Annotated in this window: 4 protein-coding genes; all 4 read left to right on the top strand. The window is 64.2% G+C overall.

The features are described 5' to 3' along the window. The first annotated feature begins 182 nt into the window (after window positions 1-182). Window positions 183-473 carry an RNA-binding S4 domain-containing protein gene (locus tag H926_RS0104890; RefSeq protein WP_022675319.1) on the top strand — a complete coding sequence of 97 codons (291 nt, stop codon included), beginning with the start codon at window positions 183-185 and terminating at the stop codon, window positions 471-473. Between the two features lie 15 nt (window positions 474-488). Further along, a complete protein-coding gene (gene fdxA / locus H926_RS0104885; protein ID WP_022675318.1) occupies window positions 489-827 on the top strand; it encodes a ferredoxin FdxA in 339 nt (112 codons plus the stop codon). Between the two features lie 494 nt (window positions 828-1,321). Next, entirely contained in the window at window positions 1,322-1,846 is a 525-nt protein-coding gene (locus H926_RS0104880; RefSeq protein ID WP_022675317.1) for a CarD family transcriptional regulator, read from the top strand. Window positions 1,847-1,977: 131 nt separating this feature from the next. After that, window positions 1,978-2,216: hypothetical protein (locus H926_RS25655; protein WP_043607868.1), on the top strand; the 239-nt coding region annotated here is incomplete at its 3' end.

The raw sequence follows: 2,216 nt of genomic DNA, 5'->3' as shown, positions 1-2,216 counted from the left end.
GGCCGCCCGCACCGCCGTTGTGGGACTGGCGCCCGCCACGGCCGGCCACGCCACCGGCCAGGAACAGCAAATCCAACCAGCAGGCCTCGCGCGCGCCGGTGCAACCGGCACCGGCCAGCGGCGCCTTTGCCGCGCTGGCCACGTTGCTGCGATAAAGGAAAAGCGATCACGAGGGAGGAGCAATGCGGATAGACAAGTTGCTGTGGTTCCTGCGCTTTGCCGGCAGCCGGGGGCTGGCCCAGGGTTGGGTGGAAGAAGGGCACATCCGCCTCAACGGCCGTCGCGTCGAACGCTGCAGCGCGGGCGTGAAATCGGGGGATGTCCTGGTCCTACCCTTGCGCAATTCGGTGCGCGTGATCGAGATTATCACCCTTCCGGCACGCCGCGGGCCTGCCCTTGAGGCACAAGGATGCTATCGGGTGCTTGACGCGGCGCCCCTCGCGCCTCTAGCACGGCCCGAAATCGAGCCTTGAGGAAATACCCACAGCATGACTTACGTCGTCACCGATGCCTGCATCCGCTGCAAGTACATGGACTGCGTGGAAGTGTGTCCTGTCGACTGCTTCTATGAAGGCGACAACATGCTGGTGATCAACCCCAGCGAATGCATCGACTGCGGCGTGTGCGAACCGGAATGCCCCGCCGAAGCGATCCTGCCCGACACCGAAAGCGGGCTGGAGCAGTGGCTGGAGCTGAACACCAAGTATTCCGCCGAATGGCCCAACATCACGACCAAGAAGGACGCGCCGGCCGATGCCGACGCCTGGAAGGGCGTGGAAAACAAGTTCGAAACCCAGTTCTCGCCCGAGCCGGGCGAAGGGGACTGAGCGAACCGGCAACCGCGCCAGGGGTGATTCGCGCCCGTTTGTCGCGCGGCTGATTGCGCCAGACGGGGCTTGATCCATGCCCCGATCCAGCGCCGGAAATCGGGCTGCCCCGGCTTTTTGGCCGGGCGCGGCCAAAAGGCGCATGCCTTTTGCTGTCTCGGCTCTGGTAATTTTGCCACAATGCTGCTATATAGCCATCAAGCGCCGGGCAAATCCTTTGCCGGGCGCCCTTTTTGTTACGAGAAGGCAGAAACAGGCGGCACACGGAAAACGCTGACGGATCGCGCTATCGGATCGCCTCGTCGATCGCAGGGCCTTGGCCGGGCTTAAAACGGTTCTTTGCCAGTTCACGCTCCCCGGGACCAGCCCCGCACCGGATCAACCAGACCGGGCAGGGTGGAGTGTCACAGGCATATTTGGTTCGCCGTCATGGTTTTTCCTAGCCGGGCATCCCGCCCCCGCCGTCCCGTCTGCCGGCGTCGAAAGGATAAGAAATGGCAGCCAAGGCTCTTGCCTTCGATGTTGGGGATTACGTCGTTTACCCGAAGCATGGTGTCGGCCGCGTGGTCGAGCTTCAGCAGGAAGAAATCGCGGGCATGAAGCTGGAGCTCTATGTGCTCCGCTTTGAAAAGGAGCGCATGACGCTTCGCGTTCCGGTCAACAAGGTCGAAGCGATCGGCATGCGCAAGCTGTCTTCGGACAAGACGCTGCGTGAAGCGCTCGACACGCTCAAGGGCAAGCCCAAGGTCAAGCGCACCATGTGGTCGCGCCGCGCCCAGGAATACGAAGCCAAGATCAATTCCGGCGACCTCGTCTCGATCGCCGAAGTGACCCGCGACCTGTTCCGCGCCGATGACCAGCCCGAGCAGAGCTATTCCGAACGGCAAATCTTCGAAGCCGCGTCTTCGCGCCTGGCCCGCGAACTCGCCGCGATGGAAAAGACCGACGAGCCGGCGGCCCTCAAGAAGATCCTCGCGATCCTCAACGAGCATGCCCCCAAGTACTACGAAACGGTCTGATCGGCGCTACCTGCCGAACAGATGTTTCACGTGAAACGGGCCGCCGGAACCACCGGCGGCCTTTTTCGTTTGGCGGCGGGGCAGGGGCTGGTGCAAACGCCTGGAAGCCCCGCCATTGGAAAGGCAAATGCATGTTGCGCAAGGTGATCGTCCTGACCCTTCCCCTGGCCCTGGCTGCCTGTGCGGCGCAGAACGCCGCCCCGCGCGATCCAACCCGGCCTGATCCGGCCGCCCAGGCCCAGCGTGCTCAGGCCCATGCGCAGGCGCTGGCCAAGGCGCAGGCCCGCCTGGCGAACGAGCAGGCCGCCTGCAAGAAGGGCAACCGCCGCGCTTGCGCCCGCGCCACGGCCGCGCAGGCCGTGGTCAACGA

This window comes from Novosphingobium sp. B-7 (assembly GCF_000410615.1).
Taxonomy (GTDB): domain Bacteria; phylum Pseudomonadota; class Alphaproteobacteria; order Sphingomonadales; family Sphingomonadaceae; genus Novosphingobium; species Novosphingobium capsulatum.
Note: the sequence above shows the minus strand (reverse complement) of the source record. Positions and strands in the feature narration are given on the sequence as shown.

Coding starts and splice junctions, on each gene's coding strand:
- H926_RS0104890 (WP_022675319.1), top strand. CDS start 183: ATGCGGATAGACAAGTTGCTGTGGTTCCTGCGCTTTGCCGGCAGCCGG.
- fdxA (WP_022675318.1), top strand. CDS start 489: ATGACTTACGTCGTCACCGATGCCTGCATCCGCTGCAAGTACATGGAC.
- H926_RS0104880 (WP_022675317.1), top strand. CDS start 1,322: ATGGCAGCCAAGGCTCTTGCCTTCGATGTTGGGGATTACGTCGTTTAC.